At 60.2% G+C, this 22,210-nt stretch carries 22 protein-coding genes; 11 read left to right on the top strand and 11 right to left on the bottom strand.

Going from position 1 to position 22,210, the window contains the following annotated elements; translation table 11 throughout:
• Nucleotides 1-6: 6 nt before the first annotated feature.
• The 3 genes from ABD842_RS13595 (at nucleotide 7) to ABD842_RS13585 (ending at nucleotide 3,224) form a co-directional block, all read left to right on the top strand.
• Entirely contained in the window at nucleotides 7-1,947 is a 1,941-nt protein-coding gene (locus ABD842_RS13595; protein WP_345114841.1) for an OmpA family protein, read from the top strand.
• 319 nt (nucleotides 1,948-2,266) lie between these two features.
• A complete protein-coding gene (locus tag ABD842_RS13590; RefSeq protein ID WP_345114838.1) occupies nucleotides 2,267-2,626 on the top strand; it encodes a hypothetical protein in 360 nt (119 codons plus the stop codon).
• Between the two features lie 232 nt (nucleotides 2,627-2,858).
• Nucleotides 2,859-3,224, top strand: a complete 366-nt coding sequence (locus ABD842_RS13585) for a hypothetical protein (protein WP_345114835.1) — start codon at nucleotides 2,859-2,861, stop codon at nucleotides 3,222-3,224.
• 75 nt (nucleotides 3,225-3,299) lie between these two features.
• Here the strand turns inward: ABD842_RS13585 and ABD842_RS13580 are convergent, their stop codons facing one another.
• The 5 genes from ABD842_RS13580 to ABD842_RS13560 form a co-directional block, all read right to left on the bottom strand.
• Complete coding sequence (locus ABD842_RS13580) at nucleotides 3,300-4,586, bottom strand: citrate synthase (protein ID WP_345114832.1); 1,287 nt, start codon at nucleotides 4,584-4,586, stop codon at nucleotides 3,300-3,302.
• A 200-nt stretch (nucleotides 4,587-4,786) separates the two neighbouring features.
• Nucleotides 4,787-6,178 carry a tRNA uridine-5-carboxymethylaminomethyl(34) synthesis GTPase MnmE gene (gene mnmE / locus ABD842_RS13575; RefSeq protein WP_345114829.1) on the bottom strand — a complete coding sequence of 464 codons (1,392 nt, stop codon included), beginning with the start codon at nucleotides 6,176-6,178 and terminating at the stop codon, nucleotides 4,787-4,789.
• Nucleotides 6,179-6,264: 86 nt separating this feature from the next.
• Nucleotides 6,265-6,924, bottom strand: coding sequence for a metal-dependent transcriptional regulator (locus ABD842_RS13570; RefSeq protein WP_345114826.1), 660 nt, complete (start codon nucleotides 6,922-6,924; stop codon nucleotides 6,265-6,267).
• A gap of 168 nt (nucleotides 6,925-7,092) precedes the next feature.
• Nucleotides 7,093-8,103 carry a 3-oxoacyl-ACP synthase III family protein gene (locus tag ABD842_RS13565; protein WP_345114823.1) on the bottom strand — a complete coding sequence of 337 codons (1,011 nt, stop codon included), beginning with the start codon at nucleotides 8,101-8,103 and terminating at the stop codon, nucleotides 7,093-7,095.
• A gap of 97 nt (nucleotides 8,104-8,200) precedes the next feature.
• Complete coding sequence (locus ABD842_RS13560; RefSeq protein ID WP_345114820.1) at nucleotides 8,201-9,340, bottom strand: glycosyltransferase; 1,140 nt, start codon at nucleotides 9,338-9,340, stop codon at nucleotides 8,201-8,203.
• 210 nt (nucleotides 9,341-9,550) lie between these two features.
• Here ABD842_RS13560 and ABD842_RS13555 point away from each other — a divergent pair, with 210 nt between their 5' ends.
• The gene (locus ABD842_RS13555) at nucleotides 9,551-10,369 is read left to right on the top strand and encodes a 2,3,4,5-tetrahydropyridine-2,6-dicarboxylate N-succinyltransferase (protein ID WP_345114817.1); all 819 of its coding nucleotides are present in this window, start codon (nucleotides 9,551-9,553) and stop codon (nucleotides 10,367-10,369) included.
• A gap of 71 nt (nucleotides 10,370-10,440) precedes the next feature.
• Here ABD842_RS13555 and msrA read toward each other — a convergent pair whose 3' ends face one another.
• Nucleotides 10,441-10,980, bottom strand: coding sequence for a peptide-methionine (S)-S-oxide reductase MsrA (gene msrA / locus ABD842_RS13550; protein WP_345114814.1), 540 nt, complete (start codon nucleotides 10,978-10,980; stop codon nucleotides 10,441-10,443).
• Between the two features lie 291 nt (nucleotides 10,981-11,271).
• Complete coding sequence (locus ABD842_RS13545; RefSeq protein ID WP_345114812.1) at nucleotides 11,272-12,162, bottom strand: 3-hydroxybutyryl-CoA dehydrogenase; 891 nt, start codon at nucleotides 12,160-12,162, stop codon at nucleotides 11,272-11,274.
• Nucleotides 12,163-12,513: 351 nt separating this feature from the next.
• Here ABD842_RS13545 and ABD842_RS13540 point away from each other — a divergent pair, with 351 nt between their 5' ends.
• Nucleotides 12,514-12,684 (top strand): lmo0937 family membrane protein, encoded by a 171-nt coding sequence (locus ABD842_RS13540; RefSeq protein WP_345114809.1) that lies wholly within the window; start codon nucleotides 12,514-12,516, stop codon nucleotides 12,682-12,684.
• Between the two features lie 88 nt (nucleotides 12,685-12,772).
• Here the strand turns inward: ABD842_RS13540 and ABD842_RS13535 are convergent, their stop codons facing one another.
• Both ABD842_RS13535 and ABD842_RS13530 read right to left on the bottom strand, forming a co-directional pair.
• On the bottom strand, nucleotides 12,773-13,573 hold the full coding sequence (locus ABD842_RS13535) for a hypothetical protein (protein WP_345114806.1): 801 nt from the start codon (nucleotides 13,571-13,573) through the stop codon (nucleotides 12,773-12,775).
• Between the two features lie 17 nt (nucleotides 13,574-13,590).
• Nucleotides 13,591-15,213, bottom strand: coding sequence for an ABC-F family ATP-binding cassette domain-containing protein (locus tag ABD842_RS13530; protein WP_345114803.1), 1,623 nt, complete (start codon nucleotides 15,211-15,213; stop codon nucleotides 13,591-13,593).
• 373 nt (nucleotides 15,214-15,586) lie between these two features.
• Between ABD842_RS13530 and ABD842_RS13525 the strand changes: the two genes are divergently transcribed.
• From ABD842_RS13525 to ABD842_RS13515, 3 genes are all read left to right on the top strand, one after another.
• A complete protein-coding gene (locus ABD842_RS13525) occupies nucleotides 15,587-16,057 on the top strand; it encodes a DUF4199 domain-containing protein (RefSeq protein ID WP_345114800.1) in 471 nt (156 codons plus the stop codon).
• 277 nt (nucleotides 16,058-16,334) lie between these two features.
• Nucleotides 16,335-16,739, top strand: coding sequence for a hypothetical protein (locus ABD842_RS13520; RefSeq protein WP_345114797.1), 405 nt, complete (start codon nucleotides 16,335-16,337; stop codon nucleotides 16,737-16,739).
• 391 nt (nucleotides 16,740-17,130) lie between these two features.
• Nucleotides 17,131-17,433 (top strand): hypothetical protein, encoded by a 303-nt coding sequence (locus ABD842_RS13515; protein WP_345114795.1) that lies wholly within the window; start codon nucleotides 17,131-17,133, stop codon nucleotides 17,431-17,433.
• A 76-nt stretch (nucleotides 17,434-17,509) separates the two neighbouring features.
• Here the strand turns inward: ABD842_RS13515 and ABD842_RS13510 are convergent, their stop codons facing one another.
• On the bottom strand, nucleotides 17,510-17,905 hold the full coding sequence (locus tag ABD842_RS13510) for a hypothetical protein (RefSeq protein ID WP_345114793.1): 396 nt from the start codon (nucleotides 17,903-17,905) through the stop codon (nucleotides 17,510-17,512).
• 310 nt (nucleotides 17,906-18,215) lie between these two features.
• Between ABD842_RS13510 and ABD842_RS13505 the strand changes: the two genes are divergently transcribed.
• The 3 genes from ABD842_RS13505 to ABD842_RS13495 all read left to right on the top strand — a co-directional run bounded on the left by ABD842_RS13505 (nucleotide 18,216) and on the right by ABD842_RS13495 (nucleotide 20,949).
• Nucleotides 18,216-18,851: a murein L,D-transpeptidase catalytic domain family protein gene (locus tag ABD842_RS13505; protein WP_345114790.1), complete on the top strand. Its 636-nt coding sequence runs from the start codon at nucleotides 18,216-18,218 to the stop codon at nucleotides 18,849-18,851.
• A 277-nt stretch (nucleotides 18,852-19,128) separates the two neighbouring features.
• Nucleotides 19,129-19,938 carry a M48 family metalloprotease gene (locus ABD842_RS13500; RefSeq protein WP_345114788.1) on the top strand — a complete coding sequence of 270 codons (810 nt, stop codon included), beginning with the start codon at nucleotides 19,129-19,131 and terminating at the stop codon, nucleotides 19,936-19,938.
• A 102-nt stretch (nucleotides 19,939-20,040) separates the two neighbouring features.
• Nucleotides 20,041-20,949 (top strand): diacylglycerol/lipid kinase family protein, encoded by a 909-nt coding sequence (locus tag ABD842_RS13495; protein WP_345114786.1) that lies wholly within the window; start codon nucleotides 20,041-20,043, stop codon nucleotides 20,947-20,949.
• On the opposite strand, the gene ABD842_RS13490 is transcribed toward ABD842_RS13495, so the two are convergent.
• Nucleotides 20,903-22,138, bottom strand: a complete 1,236-nt coding sequence (locus ABD842_RS13490; RefSeq protein ID WP_345114784.1) for a metallophosphoesterase — start codon at nucleotides 22,136-22,138, stop codon at nucleotides 20,903-20,905. The two genes, ABD842_RS13495 and ABD842_RS13490, sit on opposite strands and share 47 nt — an antisense overlap.
• Between the last annotated feature and the right edge of the window lie 72 nt (nucleotides 22,139-22,210).

Below are 22,210 nucleotides of genomic sequence, written 5' to 3'. Positions count from 1 at the left end.
GGCCCTATGCGCTGTTTGCTACTGCTCCCCCTGTTCTCCGTTGCGCTTAGCGTTCTGCCGACTTATACGGTAGTGGCTCAGAGCAAGCCTATTGCGAATGCCAAAGCCCGCAGCCTGTACGAAAAGGCGCAGGCGCTGGCCAAGGACCGCAACTTCGATAAGGCCATTGAGACGCTGACAGTTCTCAACCAGAAGTTTCCGTCGATGGGCGAACCCTATATTCTGAAGGGTTCGCTGCTGAAAGCCATGGGGGAAAACCGCGGGGCCTTTGAAGCCTACCGCGACGGCCTCGGCAAGCTGGCCCTCGACCCCGCCCGCTCCCTCGACTACTATACCCTGGCCGACCTGGCTATAAGCTTTGGGGAGTATACTACGGCCGGCGACAACTACAAGCGCTACATCAAAACGGCTCCCAAGGGCCAGCGCTTCGTCTTTCGGGCCCAGCGCCAGCTGCTGAACTGCGAGTTTGCGGCTAAAGCCATGGCCGCCCCGGTCGGGGTGGTGCCCGAGCGTCTCAGCGAGCCGCTGAACACTTTCCGCTTTCAGTACTTTCCTGCTCTTACGGCCGACAACCGCTTTCTGCTCTACACGGCCCGGCCCACTGCCCAGAGCGACGAGGACCTGTACATTGCCAAGCAGAACAAGGACGGGTCGCTGGGGCAGCCGGTGCCGATTTCAAAGGCCATCAATACGCCCTACAACGAAGGCGCCGGCACCATCTCCGGCGACGGCAAAACCCTGGTTTTCGCCTCCTGCGACCGGCCCAACGCCGTGGGCAACTGTGACCTGTACATCTCCCGCCGCACGGGCAACAACTGGAGCAAGCCCCAGAACCTGGGCCGCAACGTGAATTCGGTGGAGTGGGACTCTCAGCCGACGCTTTCGGCCGATGGGCGCACCCTGTACTTTACCTCTACGCGCCGCGGCGGCAAGGGCCAGGAAGACCTGTACGTGACCAACCTGCAGCCCGACGGCACCTGGAGCCTGGCGCGCAACCTGGGCGAGCCGGTCAACACGCCCGGTAAGGATATGGCTCCCTTCATTCACGCCAGCGGCACCACGCTCTACTACGTTACCGACGGGCTGGTGGGCATGGGTGGGCTGGATGTGTACCGCTGCGAGCTGCAGGGACCTAAGTGGAGCGACCCGCAGAACCTGGGCTATCCGCTCAATACGTTCGAAAACGAAGCCTCTCTGTTCATCTCTTCCGACAACCGGCGGGGCTTCTGCTCCCGGTCGCGCGCGGCTGAGCCGGGAATGAAGTCGGAGCGGGAGCGGCCGGTGGAGCTGTTCGGTTTTGAAGTACCCCAGCCCGTACGGGCCCGCGAAACCAGCACCTACACCCAGGGCCGGGTGTTCGATGCCATTACCAAAAAACCCATTCAGGCGGACGTGCAGCTCTACGATCTGCTCACCGACGAGCTGACCCAGTACGTGAGCTCCGACCCGGAAGACGGTGACTATACCGTGGTGCTCAACGAAGGCCGGCAGTACGCCATGTACGCCGCGGCCGACAAGTACCTGATGAAGAGCCTGAGCTTTGACTACTCCGACAAGCGCAGCTTCGACCCGTTGACCCTCGATATCTACTTGGAGCCGCTGCGGGCTGGCCGCAGCATCGTGCTGAACAACCTGTTTTTTGATACCAACGAGTTTCAGCTCAAGCCCAAGTCCCGTACGGAACTGAACCGCCTGATTCAGTTTATGCGGCAGTATCAGGAAGTGGCCGTGGAAATATCCGGCCACACCGATGACATCGGGGCGGATGCCGACAATGTGACCTTGTCCCAGAACCGGGCCCGGTCAGTGTACACTTATCTGGTGGAGCACGGAGTAAAAGCCACCCGGTTGCGCTACAAAGGCTACGGCGAAACCAAGCCCCTGACGGCCAATGACACCGAGCAGCACCGCCAGCAAAACCGCCGCATTGAGTTCCGAATTCTGTAAAAGTGCCTTTTGGGGGTCGTTGATGAAGCCTGTCACTATCCAGTGGCAGGTTTTTTTCATTGTAGTATTCCTTTTTCCTGGGATTTTTAGTGGGTTGATTATGAGGTGAATAGTATACTGCCAAAAAAGCTTTTGAGCAGAATAGTTATAAAAAATCTTTTTATTTTTAAATAAAACAGGTATATTTGGGTATTCAGTTTAGGGTACCGGATTCGGGCAACCTGTATCACGCCTCTACTCCTTACTGAGTAGGTACCCAATTACCGGATGTTCATTGCTCATGCCATTTCACTTTCTTCCTCACAAACCGTTCACCAAGATGAAAAAAGCCTACATTTTCGCCTTTATGCTGCTGGGCCTGCGGGTGGCAGCAATGGCCGCTGACGGCGGCTCGGCTATCCAGATGCGCGCCACGGCCATGACCCGCTCGATGGCGGCCAAAGTGCAGCTCGACGAGGGCCAATACCTTAAAGTAAAGCTGCTCAATGTGCGCATGCTCACTGAGGCCGACGATTTGAAAACTCGTTTCGCAGCCGACCCTTCTATCCTAGACCAACACCTGGCCGAAGCCCAGATGCGCTACGACATGGACCTTGCCTCCTTACTGCGGCCTAAGCAGGTAGCCATGTACCACCAGGCTCAAACGAGCATGACTGCCCTGGGCAGCACGCCCCGCTAGCCCGGATTGCTTATCTGGAATAAAAGCCCGCTTCCAGGCGGGCTTTTATTTTGTCCGCCGTTATATGGCAGCCATCCGTGCTGAAAACGATTGGTGACTTACCCGTAATTATTATGGTATCTGGTTATTTTATTTACATAAAAAATTGATATTGTTAAATATTATTGGTATATTTAATTGTTCCTCAACTGCGGTTACCCTTCACAACTTCCACTCTCCAAATCCCACTGTTATGAAAAAAATCTACCTCACTTCCTGTTTGCTGCTGTTGCTAGGTGCCCCACTGGTAATGGCCCAGGACGTCGTTTCCAGTGATGCTGCCCTGCACGAGCGGGTAACGGCTCTATCGCGCCGCATTGCGGAGACGACTAAGCTGAATGAAGGACAGTATCTGCAAGTAAAGCGCCTGAATTTGGTGATGATGACCGAAATGGAAACCATCAAAGCGCGCTTTGCCTCAACACCCGCTAAGCTGGACGAACAGCTGGCCGAGCTCCAGTCGCGCTACGACTGGGACCTGGCCGCGCTGTTGCTGCCAAAGCAGCTGATGGTTTATAACGCATCTAAAATCTCGACCCTGGCGGTGAATGCCCGCTAGAGCCCGAACCGCCAAAAACAAGAAAGCCCGCTGATGAGCGGGCTTTCTTGTTTTTGGCTACAGGTAAAAAGGGTGCTAGCGCTGCTCAATGCTGAGGTAGTCACGCTCCAGCTCACCGGTGTAAACCTGGCGCGGCCGGCCGATAGGCTCTTTGTTCTCGCGCATCTCTTTCCACTGGGCAATCCAGCCGGGCAAGCGGCCCAGCGCAAACATCACCGTGAACATCTCGGTCGGAATGCCGATGGCGCGGTAGATGATGCCGGAGTAGAAGTCAACGTTCGGATACAGCTTGCGCTCAACGAAATACGGATCGGTGAGGGCGGCCTGCTCCAGCTCCTGCGCAATCTTCAACAGCGGATCCTCGATGCCCAGCGCAGTCAGCACTTCGTCGGCGGCCTTTTTAATGATCTTGGCGCGCGGGTCGAAGTTCTTGTATACGCGGTGGCCAAAGCCCATCAGACGGAATGAGTCATTCTTGTCCTTGGCCTTGTCCACCCACTTCTGGGTATTGCCACCGTCCTTCTGAATGGCCTGCAGCATCTCCAACACTTCCTGGTTGGCTCCGCCGTGCAGCGGGCCCCACAGGGCGTTGATACCGGCCGAAACCGAGCCGTAGAGGCTGGCGTTGGCTGAGCCAACCAGCCGCACCGTCGAGGTAGAGCAGTTCTGCTCGTGGTCGGCGTGCAGGATGAGCAGCTTGTTGAGGGCGCTAACCACCTTTGGGTTGATTTCATACTTCTCCGTGGGGAAGCTGAACATCATGTACAGGAAGTTGGAGCAGTAGTCGAGGTCGTTGCGCGGATAGTTCAGCGGGTGACCCATGTTGTTCTTGTACGTCCAGGCGGCAATGGTCGAGATTTTGGCCATCAAACGAATGACGTTCAGGTCAATCTCCTCCTTGCTCAGATCCGGCGATACGCTTTCGGGGTAGAAGGCGGTGAGTGAGCAGATCAGGCTGCTCAGAATGGCCATGGGATGAGCCGCCGAAGGAAAGCCGTCGAAAATCTTCCGCACGTCCTCGTGCACCAGCGTGTGCTTGGTGATCTGGTCGCCGAAATTAGCCAGCTCGGCCGTGGTTGGGAGCTTACCGTAGATCAACAGGTAGGATACTTCCAGGAAGCTGGATTTTTCGGCCAGTTGCTCAATGGGGTAGCCGCGGTAGCGCAGAATGCCTTCTTCACCATCGAGGAACGTGATGGCACTTTTGGTGGCACCCGTGTTTTTGTAGCCCGAATCAATGGTGATGTAGCCGGTTTGGTCACGCAGCTTGGCAATATCGATTGCCTTTTCGTGTTCGCTACCTTCAGTGACGGGGAAGGAGTAGGATTTCCCGTCGAGGATAATCTCAGCAGACTCTGCCATAGGGGTTGGTTAGAGGGTGGTTACGGGGCGAAACTAAAGAATTACCGGCAAGCCGGAAAGATTCCGGTGCCTTTAACTCTATACTGCAATTTCTCCCAGGGTGTTGTTAGAAAATGAGAACGTTCCCAATCAACAGGCCAAGCCGGGCAAGCGCGGCCCGCAGAGGAATTGGCCGGGCAGTCAACAAGTAATGACCAAGGTCATTTTCCGATGCAAAACTGCGTAAATATACTCGTGAGAAGGTCGTCGGACGAAATTTCGCCGGTTATTTCGCCCAGGGCCGCCAAGGCGTGCCGCAAGTCGGCCGCCAGCAGTTCGGTGCCGGTGCCGTTGCCCAGCCCCAGCAGCACGCTGTCGAGGGCGCCGTTGGTTTTTTCGAGGCTGCGGGCGTGGCGCAGATTGGTGACGATGGTGGCCGAACCCGTGCGGTCGAGGCCTTCGCCGCGCACGCGCTGCAGCAGCAGCGCCTGCAACTCGTCGAGGCCGTCGCCGCGGGAGGCGGCAATCAGAACGGTATCGGGGAGATTTTGGAAGGCGGCAATTTCCTGGTCGGAAGCCACGTCGCGCTTGTTGCCCACGGCCAGCGTCGGGATGTGCCGGCCGGGGTTGAGCGCCTCAATCTCGGCGGCTACTTCAGCGGGAGTTGTGCCCGTAATATCGAACAGATAAAGCAGCAGCGCCGCCTGGGTTACCCGCTTTTTGGTGCGCGCCACGCCGATTGACTCGACCACGTCCGTTGTGTCGCGCAGGCCGGCCGTATCCACGAAGCGGAAGCGGATGCCCTCGATGCTGACCTCATCCTCGATCAGGTCGCGGGTGGTGCCGGCAATGGCCGAGACAATGGCGCGCTCCTCGTTGAGCAGCGCATTGAGCAGGGTCGACTTGCCCGCGTTGGGCTTGCCGGCAATGACGGTCGTGACGCCGTTCTTGATGACGTTGCCCAGCTCGAAGGAGCGCAGCAGGCGGCGCACCAGGGTCTGAACTTCCTGCAGCAGGCTCACCAGCCCGGTGCGCTCGGCAAACTCCACGTCTTCCTCCCCGAAGTCGAGCTCCAGCTCCAGCAGGGCGGCAAAGTTGACCAGCCGGCCCCGCAGCTCGCGCAGCTCCTGCGAAAAGCCCCCGCGCATCTGCTGCAGGGCTACCTGGTGCGAGAGGGCCGAATCGGCGGCAATCAGGTCGGCGACGGCCTCAGCCTGGGCCAGATCGAAGGCCCCGTGCAAAAAGGCACGCTTGGTAAACTCGCCGGCCTCGGCCAGACGGGCGCCGCGGCGGGTGAGCAGCGTCAGTATCTGCTGCACAATGTAGTCGGAGCCGTGGCAGCTGATTTCGACCACATCCTCGCGGGTGTAGGAGTGCGGCCCCCGAAACAAAGACACCACGACCTCGTCCAGAATCCGGCCGGCGTCGCGGATGGTGCCGAAGTGCAGGGTGTGGCTGAGCTGCTCGCGCAGGCGCTTACCCCCAAAAACGGAGTCGGTGAGGGCAATGGCGTCGGGGCCCGACAGCCGCAGCAGGGCAATGGCCCCGGCGCCGGGTGGCGTAGACAAGGCGACAATGGTATCGGAAAGCGCGGGAGGTAGCGGAAGGGCCACGGCAACGGGAAAAAGTGAGCGGGCCACAAAGATAGGCAACGCCGGGGCCGTCGGGCTCCGGGGCGAAATCAGCCCATCCTTGGCTGCTAGCCCCCGATGAAAATATTGCGGCTGACCTCCGCCGATATCAGGGCAATGCTATGATTATTTACCTTGATTTCTAGTGAGTTGTCAAAGGATACCTTGTCCAGTACTTCAAGTCGGGTGCCGAGGCCCAGCCCAACCTTATCGAGATACTGCAGGAAGGGAGCCGAGGTGTTTTTGACGGCCACCACCGTGCCGCCGTCGCCCGGCTGCAGGTCGGCTACGAGGCGGTGGCGGGGGCGCAGGATGGCGCCGTCCTCGGCCGGGATTGGGTCGCCGTGGGGGTCGAACTGGGGGAAGTCCAGAAACTCGTCGAGGCGGCGGATGAGCAGCGGGGACTGCAGGTGCTCCATTTCCTCGGCTACCTCGTGCACCTCGTCCCAGGTGAAGCCCAGCTTCTGCACCAGAAACACTTCCCAGAGCCGGTGCTTGCGGATGGTCAGCAGCGCCAGCCGCTGCCCCTCATGGGTGAGCGAGACGCCCCGGTAGCGCTGGTAGTGCAGCAGCCCCTTTTCCCCGAGGCGGCGCAGCATATCCGTGACCGAGGCGGCCCGGGTCTGCAGCACTTCCGCAATACGGTTGGTGCTGACTTCCACGCCCGGCTCGGCTTCCCACAGCTTGTAGATGGCCTTCAGGTAGTTTTCCTCGGTATAGCTCGGCACGCTGGGCAGAAGTTGAAGTAGAAAGGCCGAATGGGTAAGCGCACATTCAGGAATCGGGGACAAAGATTAACAAAAAACGGGGTAGCGGCGGCAAAATGCCCGCTACCCCGCTTCGGCAAGCTGCCGTGGCGGCCCGGGCCACCACGCTCAGCCGGTACTAGTCAACGGTTACCACTTAATCAGGGCCGAGGCCCACGTGAAGCCGGAGCCAAAGGCCGCCAGACACACCAGGTCGCCGCGCTTGATCTTGCCTTCGGCCACGGCCTCGCTCAGGGCAATGGGCACCGAGGCGGCGGTGGTGTTGCCGTAGCGCTGAATGTTGCTGTAGATCTTCTCGTCGGGCAGCTGCATCTTCTGCTGCACGTACTGGGTGATGCGCAGGTTGGCCTGGTGCGGAATCAGCATGTCGATGTCGGAGGGCTGCATCCCGTTCTGGTCGAGGGCTTCCTTGATAACCTGCGGAAAGCGGACCACGGCGTGCTTGAACACATTTTGGCCGTTCATGTAGGGGTACATTTCCAGCTCGTTGGCCATAACGTACTCCAGCCGGTTGTCGCGGTTCGAGCCCGGCTCCTTCACAATCAGCTCCTCGGCGTGCTCCCCCTGCGAATGCAGGTGGGTGCTCAGGATGCCGTGCCCTTCGCGGGTGCTGGGGCGTAGCAGGACGGCGCCGGCGCCGTCGCCGAAGATAACCGAGACGCTGCGGCCCCGGGTGGTTTTATCGAGGCCGGAGGAGTGGATTTCGGAGCCCACGACCAGCACCGTGTCGTACATGCCGGTTTTGATAAACTGGTCGGCCATGCTCAGCGCGTACACGAAGCCCGAGCACTGGTTGCGCACGTCGAAGGCCGGAATGGGAGCCTTGATGCCCAGCTCACGCTGCAGCAACACGCCGGAGCCAGGGAAGAAGTAGTCGGGCGACAGGGTGGCGAAGACAATCATCTGCACGTCGTCGGGCTCAAGGCCGGCCATTTCCAGGGCCTTGCGGGCCGCGGCCGCACCCATGTTGGCAGTAGTGTCCTTGCCTTCCTCAAACCAGCGCCGCTCGCGGATACCGGTGCGTTCCTGAATCCACTCGTCGGTGGTTTCCATGATTTTGGCTAGGTCTGCGTTGGTCACTACCCGGCTCGGGACGTAGTGGCCGACGCCGGCAATTTCGGAGTGTCGGAGGGTACTCATAGGGAATGTGGGAAGAGGCGGGAGAGAGCAGAAAAAGGTGCCGAAGGTAACAAAAAGCTTCGGCCGTTTTCTCTAAACGGGGCGCAAAGGTCAGCAGTTACCGGATAGTTTCCAGCAAAGCCCACAACTTTGCAGCTTCCGACGACCAAAGCGCCTGGGCGGGCGGGCCTTGCGAATAAAAGGAAGCCGAGGTAAGGCGCCGGACAAACTCCTGGGCGTCGACCGGCGGCGTGAAGTTCAGCACCAGGCCGGCCTGGTGCGCCGTCACAAGGTCGGCCCAGTAGGCGTTGGCCGGAATCACCACCGGCAAGCCGTTGGCCAGGTACTCAAAGAGCTTGGTGGGCACGCAGCGCCAGGTGCTGGCGTGGGGCCGATAAGGCAGGAGCCCCAGGTGGCTGCGCTGAATTTCGGCCACGATGCGGGCGTGGGGCACCAGCTCGGCGCCGCCGATGAGCGTAGCCGCCCCGGCGCTGGCGGCAATGGCCTGGCGCAGCCGGAGCAGCTGGTCGGGCCGCTGGCAGGAGCCGATGATGGTCAGGTGCGCCTGCGGCCAGTGGTGCCGCAGCTGCCAAGTCAGCGCCAGGGCCTCGAACACGCCGTTCAGTTCCGAGATGGTGCCCGAGTACAGCAGCCGCAGGGGCTCAGCGGGCCGGGGCAGCGGCCGGCCCGCTGCCTGCTGCGGCATTTCACCCGGGCCGGGCTGGTACTTGTTTTCCAGCACTACCACGCGGCCGGCCGGCAGTCCTACCAGAAACGGCAGCTCCGCGGCGTAGCTTTTCTCCGCCAGAATAACGCCCGCCGCCCGGCGGGCGGCCCGGCTTTCCACCCACCGCAGCCCCGCGGCCAGCCCGCGGCGCACCAGGCCGCCGTACACCTGCTGGGTCGAAACGTTCAGGGCGTAGTTTTCCCGCACGTCGTAGAGGAACCGGCGCCTGGCGGGATTCAGCCGCTGCCAGAGCAGCGTCAGCGGCAGTAGCTCGGGGGCGTGGACGATGACAAGGGCCGGCTGCAGCTGCTGCAACAGCTTCCAGTACCGCACCTGAGCCCTCAGTCGCGCCAGACTCAGCCGGGAGCCGGCCAGTAGCTCGTGGGTGTGGAGGTTGGCCGGGCCGGCCGCCGCTGCCGCTTGGCGGCCGGCCACGTGAATCTGCCAATCGGGGCGCTGCGCCAAGGTGCGGCCGAACTTTTCGGACATGCGCGGGTCATCTACCGGCTTGAGCACGGAGGCCAGTAACACACGGAAAGGAGCGGGAGAGGCCAATAGTGCCAGCTAAGTACAAGGGTCCAGTGGTCAAAGATGCCAGTTGTTGCCTGATTCGCCCAAACAAAATCTGCCTGAAGCCGGTGCTGCCTTCCCGCCGGGAAAGGGGAATTCAGGCGGGGCCACCGGCCGACACCTAATTACCCACTAGTTTTGCCCCACACTTTATTATTGCCAACCCCGACCATGACCAACCTCCAAGAACTGATAGAAGCCGCCTGGGCCGACCGCAGCCTGCTGCAGCAGACCCGCACCACCGAGGCCATCCACGCCGTCATTGAGGAGCTCGACAAAGGCCGCCTGCGCGTAGCCGAGCCTGCCGCCGACGGGCAGTGGCAGGTGAATGACTGGGTGAAGAAGGCCGTTATCCTGTATTTCCCCATCCAGCAGATGGAAACCATCGAGCTGAAGCCTTTCGAGTACCGCGACAAAATGCGCCTCAAAACCGACTACGCCGGCCAGGGTGTGCGCGTGGTGCCCCCGGCCACGGCCCGCTACGGGGCCTACCTGGCCCCCGGCGTTATCCTGATGCCGAGCTACGTGAACATCGGCGCCTGGGTGGGCGAGGGTACGATGGTCGACACCTGGGCCACGGTAGGCTCCTGCGCCCAGATTGGGGCGGGCGTGCACCTGAGCGGGGGCGTGGGCATCGGCGGGGTGCTGGAGCCCGTGCAGGCCGCCCCCGTTATCATCGAGGACGGTGCCTTCGTCGGCTCCCGCAGCATCCTGGTCGAAGGCTGCCACGTGGGCAAGGAAGCCGTGATTGGTGCGGGCGTGACCATCACCGGCAGCACCAAGATTATCGACGTGACGGGCCCGGAGCCCAAGGAGTACAAAGGCTTCGTGCCGGCCCGCTCGGTCGTTATTCCCGGCTCCATCACCAAGAAATTCCCCGCTGGCGAGTACCAAGTGCCCTGCGCCCTGATCATCGGCCAGCGCAAGCCCAGCACCGACCTCAAAACCAGCCTCAACGACGCGTTGCGCGACTTTGGCGTATCGGTGTAGCAACGTTATGCAGCGCCAACAAAAAAAGCCCGCTGTTCAGCGGGCTTTTTTTGTTTCCAGATGGCAGCATGCTAGGCCACCGTCTTCTTGAGCTTGTCGCCAAACACGGCTTTCACCTTGTCTACCTTGCTCTTCACCACGAACTGGCAGTAGGGCTGGCTGCCGTTGAGGTTGTAGTAGTTCTGGTGGTAGTTCTCGGCGGGGTAGAACGCCCCCAGTGGCACGATTTCCGTGGTGATACCCCGGTCAAAGGCGCCGGCAGCGGTCAGCTTCTGCTTGTAGGCTTCGGCCAGGCGCTGCTGCTCCTCGTTCTGGAAGTAGATACCCGAGCGGTACTGGGTGCCCACGTCGTTGCCCTGCTGGTTGAGCGTAGTCGGGTCGTGGGTTTTCCAGAACACCTCCAGCAGCTCTTCGTAGCTGATCACCTTGGGGTCGAAGGTCACTTGGATAACCTCGTTGTGGCCCGTCAGGCCGCTGCACACTTCCTTGTAGGTGGGGTTGGCAATGCGCCCGCCGGTGTAGCCCGACACGACTTTATCCACCCCGTTCAGATTCTGAAATACGGCTTCGGTGCACCAAAAGCAGCCGCCGCCAAATGTGGCTTGTTCCATCAGGTTTATAGCAAAAAGAGTAGATCGAAAAGGATACTGTATAAGCGAATTTCGACCCCGAAGGTTTCACGCTGGGCCTGAGCCACCTTCACCAGGCCGCTTTTCGAGGCGGAGCCGTACAATGCCGGCAAAATCCCGCCGCTTCGGGCAGGAAGGCCACAACAGTACATGCGGAAGCTCTTCGGGAGCAATGGTGGGCGCCGGCCGGAATACGAAAAGCCCTCCCCAACAGTGCGGGAAGGGCTTGGATAAAAGCAATAGCCCTACCAGGGCCGGCTGTGGGGCCAGAGCTTACTTCTTGAACCGCTCGGCCACGAGCAGGTCTTTGGTGCCGTGGCCCCAGGTGTAAAAGCCTTCGCCGGACTTCACGCCCAGGCGGCCGGCCATCACCATATTCACCAGTAAAGGGCAGGGGGCGTATTTGGGGTTGCCCAGGCCCTCGTGCAGCACCCGCAGGATGGCCAGGCACACGTCCAGCCCGATAAAGTCAGCCAGTTGCAGCGGGCCCATCGGGTGGGCCATGCCCAGCTTCATGACGGTATCAATCTCCTCCACGCCGGCCACGCCCTCAAACAGGGTGATGATGGCCTCGTTGATCATCGGCATCAGGATACGGTTGGCCACGAACCCGGGGTAGTCGTTGACCTCCGTGGGGGTTTTGCCCAGCTGCCGCGAGAGGTCCATGACCTGGGCCGTTACCGCGTCGGAGGTGGCGTAGCCGCGAATTACTTCCACCAGCTTCATTACCGGCACCGGGTTCATGAAGTGCATACCAATCACCTTGTCGGCCCGCTTGGTCACGGCCGCAATCTTGGTGATGGAGATGGACGAAGTGTTGGAAGCCAGAATGGCGTCCTGGGGGGCGTGCTGGTCCAGGTCGCGGAAGATCTGTAGCTTGAGGTCCACGTTTTCGGTGGCGGCCTCTACGACCAGGCCCACGCCCTGCACGCCGGTGGCAATGCTGGTATGGGTGGTAATGCGGCCCAGGGCGGCCGTTTTGTCTTCAGCGCTCAGGCTGCCTTTGGCCACCTGCCGGTCCAGGTTTTTGCCGATGGTGCCAAGGGCTTTGTCCAGCGCGGGCTGGCTGATATCAATGAGGGCAACGGCAAAGCCTTGCTGGGCAAACACGTGGGCAATACCATTGCCCATGGTTCCCGAGCCGATAACGGCAACGTTCATCATAGAGAGCGAAAAGAAGGGTGGGAGGGAAATCCAGGACCCCGGTGCGGGAAAAGGGGGCTGGGCGCTGCAAAGCTAAACCGAAATTCATGGGTGCCCAAGCCGCGGAAAGCCCCCGCCGGGCCCACCGGCGGAAAAAAATGCTGCCCCGGGAAAAGAGGTTTCTGGATGAATTGGGGCGTTTTTTCGGGAAAACGAACCGAAAAGGACAGAATTTTTTAATCCAGATATATCCTTTTGAAAACCGCCGCGTACAAATCCGCAAATCGCCCTACAGGCCGAGCCTACCCGGTTCAACAGCCTACAATGTGATTTGTTTCTTTCCACACCTTTCCAAACCAATCACCAACCACCATGGGAAATCTGCTGTACATCATCGCCGTCATCCTGATCATCATCTGGGCCCTCGGCTTCTTCGGAATTCTGGGCGCAGGCCTGGCTGGCAATAATGTGATTCACATTCTGCTGGTCATTGCCATCATCGCCATTCTGCTGCGCGTTATCCGCGGCGGCCGCGTAGTCTAGCTCCGGCCCGACTGCTGATAAAGTCTGTCTGAAAAACAAAAAAGCGGCTCCCCAAGGTGGGGAGCCGCTTTTTTTGGTTCTTGAAGGCTTACAGCCGGGCTTTCCACTTCAGGTTGTAGAGCAGGTTGAAGCGAATAACCGGCTGCCCGTACGGCGACAGGGGAGTGCCATCGGAGGAGTAGCCGTTGTTGAAGTTGTAGAGCACCACGATATCGGCCGCAAACCGGTCGGAAAGCTCGCTGCGGTAGCCTACGCCGGCCAGGGGCGTGCGGTAGTTGCGATTCAGCTGGACAATGCTGGCCGTGGTTGGGCTCGTCAGGATGATATCGAACGACTCTGCCTTAGTCGCCTCATACTCCGCATGAACAAAAAACTGCTTGTAGACTATGTACTGGGCGAAAAGCTTTAGCCCAATAGTATTGCGCTTGAGATTAGGGGCCCCGTCGAATGAAAAGACATTGTAGGTGTAGCTGATGCCGGGACCCAGCGCGAACTTGTCGGTGACGCGGTAGCCAATGGAAGGCCCGATGCCGGCGCTGAACTGTCCGATGGGCCCCACAATGGTATTCTCCCCGCTGTAGCCAAGGTTAAAGTTGCCGTACAGAAAAAACTTGTACACCGGCTTGGGCTGGTCGGCCGCGCTGGTGCCCTTGGGAAACTCCAGGCCCGAGGGCGAGTTGGGTGTGGGCTTGACGTCGGGCGCCGGCAGGGGTTCGTCGGTGGGCGCCGGTACGGGCACGGCCGGCCGGACCGCCGGCTGGGCCGGGCGCGGGGCCGTGCCGGGCGGCGCCGTATTGAGCTCCGGTTTCACGTCCTGGGCCCGCACCAGCGTTGGGGTCAGCAGAAGGCCCGGGCCCGCCAGGGTCAGGGCAAGGAGGATACGTTTCATAGTCGGCAACAACGTAATTAGGACACGAGTTGGTACATGCGCTGGCGCATGGTCTTGATCTGGTCGTCGGCCAGGTATTCCTCGTAGCTCATGCGCCGGTCAATGATGCCGTCGGGCGTAAGCTCGATGATGCGGTTGGCCACGGTTTCAATGAACTGCAGGTCGTGCGAATAAAACAGCAGGGTGCCGTTGTAGTCGCGCAGGGAGTTGTTCAGAGCCGTAATGCTTTCCAGGTCCAGATGGTTCGTCGGGTCGTCGAGCACGAGCACGTTGCCGGCTTCCATCATGATTTTGGAGAGCATGCAGCGCACTTTTTCGCCCCCGCTGAGCACGTTCGACTTCTTCTGCGACTCCTCGCCCGAAAACAGCATCCGGCCCAGGAAACCGCGGATAAACGACTCGTCCTTCTCGGTCGAGTACTGCCGCAGCCAGTCGACCAGGTTCAGGTCGGTATCGAAGAACTCGGCGTTTTCGCGGGGGAAGTAGGACGGCGTGATGGTGGTGCCCCAGGCGAAGGAGCCGGCGTCGGCCTTCACCTGCTCAAACAGGATGTCGAACAGCAGGGACGGGGCCCGGTCGTCGCGGCTGATAACGGCCACCTTGTCCTTTTTGTCGAGCGCGAAGGACACGTTGCGGAACACCCGCTGCCCGTCTACCGACATGCCCAGGTTTTCGACCGTAAGCAGCTGGTTGCCGGCTTCGCGCTCGGGCTTGAAGGCAATGTAGGGGTACTTGCGCGAGGAGGGCTTGATTTCCTCCAGCGTAAGCTTTTGCAGCAGCTTCTGGCGGGAGGTAGCCTGCTTGCTCTTGGAGGCGTTAGCCGAGAAGCGGCGCACAAACTCTTCCAGCTCCTTGCGCTTGTCCTCGGTTTTCTTGTTCACGTCCTGGCGCTGCTTGAGCACCAATTGGCTGCTCTCGTACCAGAACGAGTAGTTGCCCGGATACATCGTGATTTTCGAGAAGTCCAGGTCGGCCATGTAATTACACACGGCATCCAGGAAGTGCCGGTCGTGGCTGACCACAATCACCGTGTTCTGAAATGAGTCGAGGAAGTTTTCCAGCCACAGCACAGTTTCGGCGTCGAGGCCGTTGGTGGGCTCGTCGAGCAGCAGCACGTCGGGGTTGCCGAACAGCGCCTGCGCCAGCAGCACCCGCACCTTGTCGGAGCCGCCCAGGTCGCCCATCAGGGTGAAGTGCTTGTCTTCGCCAATGCCCAGCCCCGAGAGCAGCTCGGCCGCCTCGTAGTCGGCGTTCCAGCCTTCGAGGTCGGCAAAGTCGCCTTCCAGCTGGGCGGCGCGCTCCCCGTCGGCGTCGGAGAAGTCGGCCTTGGCGTACAGTGCGTCTTTCTCCTCCATCACCTTCCACAGCTTGGTGTGGCCCATAATCACGGTTTGCAGCACCGGGTGCTGGTCGTAGGCAAACTGATCCTGCCGCAGTACCGACAGGCGGGAGCCGGCGGGCATATCGACCGAGCCGGTGTTGGGCTCCATCTCCCCCGAGAGAATCTTCAGGAAAGTGGATTTTCCGGCCCCGTTGGCGCCAATCAGGCCGTACACGTTGCCGGGCAGGAATTTGATGGAGACGTCTTCAAACAGAACGCGCTTACCGTAGCGCAGACTAACGTTGGAGGTACTGATCATGTAGGAGAAAAAAAGCGGAGTAGCGAAAGAAGGAAAGCGGAAACCAGCCCCTGCGGCGGTTGGCGGCGCGCAAAAATACGCAAAATGCCGCGGGCCACCGTATTCCGGAAAGTAGTTTGCCCCAAACCGGGAAAAAGATCAGAAACCGGCTTCGCAGAGTAACGATGTAGCCAGCAGGGGCTTGCCGGACCGCCCCGTTTTTTGGCAAAAACCTGCTCCGGTCCAAAACATCCGGAAAAGAAAAACAGTATTACCGTTAGTATAGTGGTACAGTCAGTGGTCTGACCGGCAGAAATAGAACACGCCCAACCGCGCCGGCAGTTCCGCGGCCTTTGTCTCGTTGAATAGTCTCACCCTTTTCTTGGCCTCTCCTATGCCTGATCCAGTCATCACCCCCGAAAAAAACGGAGTCCGCTACGGCCTGCCTACGGCGCTGGGCATGGCCCTCTACTTTATACTGGCCTCTTTACTGCACCTCACCGACCGGGTGGAGTTCAGCTTTCTGAACGGGCTGATCCTCGCCATCGGGGTCACGATGTCTATTGCCCACTACCGACGCGTCAAGCGTGACCGGATGCCCTACCTGCAAGGCTTCGGCACCGGCATTGTTACGGCGCTGGTGGCGTCGGTTGCTTTCGCCCTGTTCTTTGTCGTGTACACGGTTATCAACCCGGCGGTAATGGACCAGCTCCGCGCCCGGGACTTGTTCGGTTTCGACTTATCGGTGACCATCGCCTTTCTGGCCATCATGCTCCAAGGCGTCATGTCGGGGGTTATCATCTCCCTGATAGCCATGCAGTATTTTAAAAGCCCGGATCACAAACCCATGCAGGGAATGGAGTAACAGTGGCTTGCCTTTAACGTGCTCTTTGCGAAGAAGCCGGTCCGGTAGGGTCGGCTTTTTTGCGCTAAGCCAGCCGAGGTGTTACCCGCCTTTGTTGGGCTTTGCGGAACTAACACGGGAAAAATATATGTTATAAGGGGATTGTATATTTCACTAAAGAAATATATATTTGTACTATGTTGGGTAAGCACGAAGCCGGGTGTATTTATACCAGCTGATTGCGAGTCTGTTATATAGCACGAGTCTCTTCGACCATCTCTGCTCTTACACCATTGTGATGAAAACCTTTTTGCTGACTCTCTTTTTGCTCGCCGGCGTAGTAGCCGGGGCCTCTGCCCAAATGCGTGACCGACACGCTGAGCGTCCGGGTAGCGGCGATGTCCCAGTTGCCCGGGTTGATGATATGACCCGGCAGATGTGCAACCGGCTGCATCTCAACGAAGCCCAGTACATTCGGCTGCGGGCTGCCAATCGGATAAAGATTGCCCGGCTCGACGAAATTCAGTGGCAGTACCGCGATGATCTCAGCAAGCAGCGGGCATCCATCTCGGAACTCGAAGCCCAGTACGAGGCGGAGTGTAGCCGTATCATGACTCCCTCGCAGATGAGCATGTACCAAAGCGAGCAGCGGCGGGACAGTGTGCCCACTCAGCCTAGCCAAAACGAAGGCGGCTTGGGCTAACCTGCCTTGGCCGTTTCTCCTCCCATAAAAGAGTCATTCCGTTCGCGGAGTGGCTTTTTTTATGCCCTATTTGTACTTTATATCTGACCTGCGCTATCCGCAACAAGGCTTACAACACTAGAGATAACTACTCGGCTGCTATAATTATCAGCGTATATACTATAAAATAGGCGGCCTGAAAACTTAAAAGAGCAAGGATACTGTTGGACGAAAAACTTTACATTTTGCATAGATGAATTTGCACTTATGCATTCTAGTAGAAATATCACGCGCCTTTTTACACCAACGCCACTACATGCACCACGTTTTTATCACCGTTCTACTCAGTAGCTAGCTGCAAGTCGCTCCATTACCAGTCCTTAATCCCTGGATCGGGCCACTGCCGAACGATTTGGGTATTGCTGCCGAGGCTACCCACCTGACCAAACCTCTTATCAACAGGCTAAAACTCAACGAAGCCGAGTACGTGCGGCTACGTATGCTGCATAAGCGCTGGCTTGTGGGCCTGGATGACATCAGGCAGAATACCCCGAACCCGCTAATGCAGCGCGTTCAAACCATCGGTCTGGAAAGCCATTTCGAGCAGCAGTGCCAGCGCGTACTGACGCCAAGCCAGGTTAGTGAGCTTAAGCTCAATGCTCCCCACGATGTAATACCAACTCAGCCTGCGGATAATCAGGGGGGCCTGGGATAGTAGTTCCAAAACTCCAGCGGCCCGGCCAGGCATCGGGCCGGACCGCTGGGGTTTTGGCAGAATATACCACCTGGGTCTACTGGGCAACGGACACTGGCCGCTCGTACAGGACGGCGGTTACGATGCCGGTAGGGCCAAAGTGAAAGGTGAGCTTGTTGGCCTGGGAGCGCAGGTGCCGCGGCTCACACTGCGTGCCGGGCTCGATGTAGTAAAAATACGTTTTCTCGGTCTGCTCACTAAGCTCCTCCTCATCAGGGCGGCCAAACAGAGATTCAATATCATCCGTCCGGGTGCCGTAGAGCGTCTCCCGGTAGGCATCAATGGCGGGCAGCTGCCGCGCCCGCTGATTCTGGCAGGCAAAAGCATCCTGCCGCCAGGCCGCTGAATCGAAGCCGGGTATTTCGGAAAGGGAATGACCGCAGCCTGCTACGACAAGCAGTAGGGGAAGGATAAAAAAAAGGCGGATGGACATTAGAAAGGCGGGTTGGGAACCAGATGCAGCGGGAAATAGTTGAAAGCGCCAGGAATGATGCCGCTAAAGTACTAGATTTGTGTAGCCGGTCTTGCGCCCGGCGGCTCCTTTGATCGATTTAATTCTACTCCGTCTATTCCGGCCGATGCCTTCCACACCGACTGCCTTTGCTGGCCTGCTGCTTGTTTTAGGAATCTTTTTTCTGCCTGTAACTTCTGCTGAGGCTGCCCCGGGCAACGGAGGCCGGGGGGGGGTACGGCTCAGCGACGCGCGGCGCGCTACTTATACCGCCGCCTTTGAGCAGCACGTAATGCAGACCTACGTGCAGATCGGCCTTACCGCCACGGGCATGCCCATGGATGTGTATCGGGAGGCCCTGGTTGGCTTCTATAACCTGCAGCAGCGCGGCCTGGTTTCGGCCCAGCGGCAGGTGCTGACCATCATCGACTTCAGCCGCTCCAGCCGTCTGAAGCGGCTGTGGGTGGTCGATGTGAAGCAGCGGCGCGTATTGTTCCACACGCTGGTAGCCCACGGCAAAAACACGGGGGAGGAGTTTGCCTCGGCTTTTTCCAACCAGAATGGCTCGGAAATGAGCAGCCTGGGATTTTACGTTACCGGCAATACTTACTCCGGCAAGCATGGCCTGTCGTTGAAGCTGAACGGTCTGGACCCTGGCTACAACACCAATGCCGGCACCCGGGCTGTGGTCGTACACGGCGCCGAGTATGTCTGTGAGGAGTTTGTGCGCCAGCACGGTCGCCTGGGTCGGAGCCAGGGCTGCCCTGCCTTGCCGATGCAGCAGAGCAGCGCCATCATTCAAGCCATCAAAGGCCATACGGTAGTGTATGCGCACGCCCCGCGCGGGGTGCGCTACCAGTCGGAGCTGCAGCAGCTGGATCCGGCGCTGGTGGCTTTCGCCCAGAGCGCGGGCCTCGCCGAAGACTAACCGTGGCTGCCATTCCCAACTTTTAGAAAAAAAGCCCGACCTCAGGTCGGGCTTTTTTATGCTTGAGGCAAGCCGTAAAGCTGCTTGGTAGTCAGCAGGGAAGCAGGACGAAGAAGGAAGGCGCGCCCTACCTGACCGGAGGCCGGGGAAGCCAAAGGAGCGAGGTTTGCGGTTGGGGTATGTAGCGTCCGGGCAACCCTGCCGGCACCGGCGCGTTACAACCCCAAAGGCTGCTTGCAGCCGGTTTTGTCCCGCCCTTTTTTCCACCACCTTAGCCATGAGAGGAAGCTTACGTTACATAATTGCCCTCGTCCTCGCCCTGTTTTCCTTCGTCACGTACTACTGCAAACGGTCGACAAACGAAGTAACCGGTGAAGTGCAGCACGTCGATATGACGGCCGAGCAGGAAATAGCCCTGGGACTGCAGGCCGCCCCCGAAATGGCGCAGCAGTACGGCGGCATTCACCCCGACCGCCAGGCCGGTGCCCGGGTAGAGGAAATCGGGCAGCAGCTGGTGCGCAGCACCAAAGCCTCCCAAACGCCCTACAAATTTCAGTTTCACCTGCTGGCCGATGAGAATACCATCAACGCCTTCGCCCTGCCCGGCGGCCAGATCTTTATTACGGCGGGCCTGCTGAAAAACCTCAAGTCGGAGGGACAGGTGGCCGGCGTGCTGGCCCACGAAATCGGCCACGTAGTAGGCCGGCACTCGGCCGAGCAGGTTGCCAAAAGCCAGCTGACCCAGGGCCTGACCGGGGCGGCGGCCATTGGCCTCTACGACCCGGACCGCCCCAGCACGGCCGTAAGCGCGGCGGCGGCGGCCATCGTCGGCAAGCTCGTGACTATGCGCTTTGGCCGGCAGGATGAGCTGGAGTCGGATGAGCTGGCCGTAGACTTTACCGCGCAGGCCGGCTACGACCCCCGGGCCATGATTCAGGTAATGCAGATTCTGGAGCAGGCCGGGGGGGGCAAAAACCCGCCGGAGTTTATGAGCACTCATCCGAACCCCGGCAACCGTATTGCCGAGCTGGAAAAGGACATTGCCGCCCAGTTCCCCGGTGGGGTGCCGGCCACCCTGAAGCCCTAGGCGATTCGGCGCTTTCTACACCACCGTGGTCGGGCCAGTGCCCGGCCACAGTGCGTTAGGGGCAGTACCAACCCGCTTTTCTTGCTCTCGTTTTCTTCCTGTATGACTGCGCCCGTTCTGTTGCGTCACCTGTTGTTCGTGCTCAATCCCATCTCCGGCGACATCGATAAATCGGCGCTGGAAGCTACCATAGCGGATTTCTGTACCGGGCATGGCCGGCAGGCGCGCTTTTTTCACACCTCCGGTGCGCAGGACGCGGCCAAGCTGCGGACGGCTCTGGCCCACCACAGCTATGACGCCGTATTCGCCTGCGGCGGCGACGGCACCGTGAACCTGGTGGCGCAGGTGCTGAGCGGTACGGAGCTGATTCTGGGAATTCTGCCCCTGGGCTCGGGCAACGGAATGGCCAAGGACTTAGGCATTCCCCAGGCCCTGGATGAGGCCCTGGAGCTTATCTGGCGACATTCGGTGAGCCGGGTTGATACCTTGCGCATCGACGGGCACTTCTCGGTGCATCTGGCCGATCTGGGCTTCAACGCGCTGGTGGTGGAGCGGTTCTGCAGCAGCGCCACCCGGGGGCCGAGTACCTACGTGCGCATCGCCACCCAGGAATACCTGGACTACGAGCCCGCCACCTACCGCATCCAGACCGACCGGGAGCTATTCGAAGGACCCGCCTTTATGGTGACCATGGCCAATGGCCGCACCTTTGGCAGCAACGTCGTCATCAACCCCGGCAGCCGCCTGGATGACGGAGAGTTTGAAATCTGCATCATTGCTCCCTTTGCCGGCACGGCGGCCCTGGGGATTCTCTACCAGCTCTACACCGAAGACTTCGACGCCTCGGCCTACACGCAGCGGCTGCGCTGCTGGTGGGCCGAAATTGAGGTGGTAGGCCAGCAGCAGGTGCTAGGCCAGGTAGACGGGGAGCCGCTTCAGCTGACTACTCCCATCCGGACCGAGATTATTCCGCGGAGCCTGCGGATACTGACGCCGCCTGTGGCTGAGTAGAGCGGGCCGCCGGGGCAGCGGCCGGCAGCAGCCGCTTGCGGAACACCTCGGGCGCCGGCTCCGCCCCGGCAGTGGCGGGCGGCTCCAGCGTCCGCAGCCAGACTTCGCCGTTGACGTAGAAATCGAGGCTGAAGAAGCCCTCGTGCTCGTGGGTAAAGCCGGCTTTGCCCCCTGGCTGCACGAAAGCCGTTTTACTGCCGGCCCCACTGACCAGGTAGTGGCCGTGGCGGTAGTGAAAATACTGTAGGTTGTGGTCGTGGCCGGCGGCGTAGATCAGGTTGGGAAACTCGTGCAGCACCCGCAGCAGGCGGCGGCGCATCTGCCGGTATCGGGGGTGAGCCATATCCTCCTCGGCGCCGACCAGCTTGCGGTACAGTGGAAAAAAGGAGCCCAGCACCGGCAGGGGCAGGTACGCTTTCTTGTGCACCGCCGTCAGCGGAAACACGTGCTGCTTGGCCGTGAACTTGCCCCCGTGCAGGGCGTTGGAATACAGCGGGTGATGCCCGGCAATGACAATTTGCTGGTGCTGGTTTTGCAGCAGCAGCGTGCGCAGCTCCCGAAAGGGCGCTTTGGCATCGTTGCCGCCGGCGGCTGAAACTCCCGGGCGCGGCCCGTTCTGCACCCACCACTGGGTGTTGAGTACCACCAGCAGCAGGTTTTCGGCCAGCTGCACCGTCGCCGGACCCGGGTAGCCGCGGGGCGGCAGATAGTGGGCGGCGGGCAGCTTATCGAGCACGTAGGCTTCCTGGCGCAGCAGGTACTGGTAGCCATCGGCGCGGCCCTTGTTCCAGTCGTGGTTGCCGCTCAGAAAGATAACCCGCCCGGGGTAGGGCCGCAGCGCGTCGAGCTGGGTGTTCAGGCGCCGCTCAGCCGCGGCCCGGCCCGGGTGCTCGGGTGCCGGCAGGCCGGTGGGGTACACGTTGTCGCCGAGGACTACCACGGTGCCGGCCGGCCCGGTCTGCTGCATCCAGGTGGCCAGCAGCGCCAGCACGGGGTCGTGGCCGTCGGTGGCCACGGCGCCCAGGTCGCCGACCAGGGCCAGGCGGTGGCGCAGCGGGCCAGCCGGCTCGGGCTGCTGCGCCCAGCCGGCCTCCGCCGCCGCTACGAAGGGGCGCCGCCGGTACTGGCGCTCCTGGTAGTAGCGGTACAGCAGCCACCCCCCCAGCAGCGCCGTGACGGCAGTGCACACATAAAATAGAAGCAGGAGCGAGGATGGCAGCACGGGCAGGAGAAGACGGAGGCTAAAGGCTATACGCAAAAC

The organism is Hymenobacter algoricola, assembly GCF_039539525.1.
GTDB classification, from domain to species: Bacteria; Bacteroidota; Bacteroidia; order Cytophagales; family Hymenobacteraceae; genus Hymenobacter; species Hymenobacter algoricola.
Note: the sequence above shows the minus strand (reverse complement) of the source record. Positions and strands in the feature narration are given on the sequence as shown.